Annotated in this window: 1 protein-coding gene; it reads right to left on the reverse strand. The window is 61.9% G+C overall.

All coding sequences use genetic code 11. The features are described from left to right. Positions 1-166 precede the first annotated feature (166 nt). Complete coding sequence (locus ABX749_RS28860) at positions 167-2,371, reverse strand: RND family transporter (protein ID WP_372899083.1); 2,205 nt, start codon at positions 2,369-2,371, stop codon at positions 167-169. Positions 2,372-2,666 lie beyond the last annotated feature (295 nt).

Below are 2,666 nucleotides of genomic sequence, written 5' to 3' on the forward strand. Positions count from 1 at the left end.
GCCATCCCTATCATTCTGCCATCCCTATCATTCTGCCATCCCTATCATTCTGCCATCCCTATCATTCTGCCATCCCCATCGTTTTGGAATCCGCATCATTCTGCCAACCCCATTTCGCCGGGGCCGCCCTCTGGCGACGGCAGCGACGAGGTGGAGGGACCTATCGCTAGGTTTTCACGTGACGGCTGCACAGCAGTGCCGGCAACAACATCAGGTCCGCGACCAGGGCTGCGGTCAGGAGCAGAAACATCATCCAGGCGAATCGGCGGGTCGGCTCAAAGTCACTGAGTGCGAACACGAGCAATCCCAATCCACAAACGATCGTGGTTTGCGTGATCGCGCTGCCGCAGTGTTTGATCGTCTTGGCAACCGCATCTGCCGGTGGTGTGCCGCGGGACGTTGCGCGACGGCAATAAAGCAGGAAATGGACGGTGTCGTCGACCGCGATTCCCAATGCGACGCTGGCTGTCATCATCACTCCGATATCCAGTGGCTGGTCCAGCCATCCCATCAGGCCGAATAGCACGCAGATCGGGAACACGTTGGGAATCATCGCGACCAGACCGAGGCGCAGGCTGCCAAGCGCGACGATGATAACCACACCGATGACCAGCATCGCCGTGAAGAAACTGCCGATCAAGTCCCTGAGCAACATCTGTTGAGCGCTCTCGATCACCGGCATCACGCCCGTCACCGTCACCACGACATCCTGCCGGTCGACCGAGCCTCGATCGATGACGGCTTGGTGGGCGGCGGCCAAATCCGATAGGTAAGCCGACGCGTCGACGTGTTCAAATGCCGGCACACGCGTGGTGATCCTCCAGAGCTGCGCGTCCGCCGTTTCGCGCAAGTAACCCAATTCCGCCAACCGGACGCGATCCCGTTGAAACCGTTTCGTGATCACGCTCCGACGCAGCGAAGCGCGCAAGCTGTTGGATGTCGGCAACGACGGCAAGAACGTCAGCGCCGACGTCGCGCCGCGAGCCGGCGGTTGACTGGCCGCGGAGGCATGGATCTCGCGGATCAGCCGCAGCCGATCGAACAACGTCAACGACGACGCGGCGTCAAATCGGACGACCGTCTCCACCGGGATCAACGGTACGACCTCGGATTCCAACCAGCGGTGATCTTGGATGACCGGATGGTCGGCCGTCAGCAGATCGAACACTTCGACGGTGGTCCGCAACCGGGTCAGCCCCAGCGCCGCGAGCGTCATGATCGAGAGGCCGGCGACGGCAACCAGTGAACGGCGCCGGACCACGACGGAGGCCAACGCGGCCAACAAAGTTCCCGTCCAGCCTGACCGGTCCCGCCGGGCTTGGGGCCAACGTTGAAGCACGCCGGGAAGGGTCAGCAACATCAGCAGCGTGGTCAGTAAAACACACCCCGCCGAGATCAACGCGAATTGCCGCACCGCCGAGATCTCGCTGACCAACAGGGACAGCAGTCCTGCGGCGGTTGTCATCGCCGACAACAGACACGGTTTCCAGCCGATGTTCAACATCCGTTCCGCCGCCCCGGCCACACCGTGCGCGTTGACTTCATCGCGGTAATAGTTGCACAGATGAATGCCGGTCGATGCGGAAAGAACGAACACCAGCGGCGACATCACCACGAACACCGCGTTCATGTTGCGTCCGGTGAAGTGGACCAGCGAGAGCGCCAGTTGTTCGCCGAAGAACCCGACGCCCAAAACCAACAAGATCATCCGCCAGGAACGCAGGAACAGACAGCACAGCAGAACGATCACTGCAGTCGACGGCAGCGAAAGCCAGAGCATTGAATCCACACTCGCGTCATCGATCGCTTGGCCGATCACCGGGGTTCCCCCCAGGTGATACTCATCGGCGGAGAGTTCGAGATCGTTTTGCAACACGGATCGGATCATGTTGATGGCCGAATCGCGGCGGACCGCCCCGTTGGCCGTCAACACCGCGATCGCGCAACTCACATCGCGGGGGCCGATCAACGACCCGCGGAGACGCTCGATCGCGCGCTCACGACTCAGTTCCAGCGGCGGCGATTGCAGTGCGGCGACCGACGAACGGCTGGACAGCACGCGATCAAACAGTGCCTCGGGGTGGACGTTTGCGTGTCCGCCGTCGGCGTGCGAGAGCGCCGCGACAAACTGGTCCAACCGCGGGTCGTCGACGGTGCAGCCTTGCCAGGAGACCAGGATGACGTCGTGCGTGCGAAAGTCGTTGACGAACTGGAAAAACTGGCGCCGATCTTCGCTGTCCGGCGGAATCCACATGACCGGCGAGTTGAACATCGCCTCCAAACTGCGGCCGGCCCCGACGACGACGAGCGGTGCGAGGACGAGCATCAACCCCAGCGCGATCAGACTGCGACGAAAAAGAGTCAAACGCATTGCGGGGCTGGAGGGGGCTGGACGAGACGGTGCACAGGGATGGTGGAGTTTAGCCTTTAGGCGATTCTCGGTCGCTGCTTGGGACGCCGATTGTATAAGTGACGGAAATCAAGAAGTAGCAGCGCAGGCCTAGAATCGCCCACGGAAGGTCCGCGAGGCGATCCCGATAGGGATCTCAGCAAGTAGCCGGCGGTTTGAGCGCAGCGAACACCGCCGGGAGAGCGTAAAACGCGCGTCGACGATCCCGGAGGTGATCGCAGCAATCTCGCTGCGACCCCGTCGGGGTCGGCGTCAC

Source organism: Stieleria sp., from assembly GCF_041595215.1.
Classification (GTDB): Bacteria; Planctomycetota; Planctomycetia; order Pirellulales; family Pirellulaceae; genus Stieleria; species Stieleria magnilauensis.

Bases quoted from the DNA above. Each gene is read 5' to 3' on its own strand.
- ABX749_RS28860 (WP_372899083.1), bottom strand. From the start codon at position 2,371: ATGCGTTTGACTCTTTTTCGTCGCAGTCTGATCGCGCTGGGGTTGATG.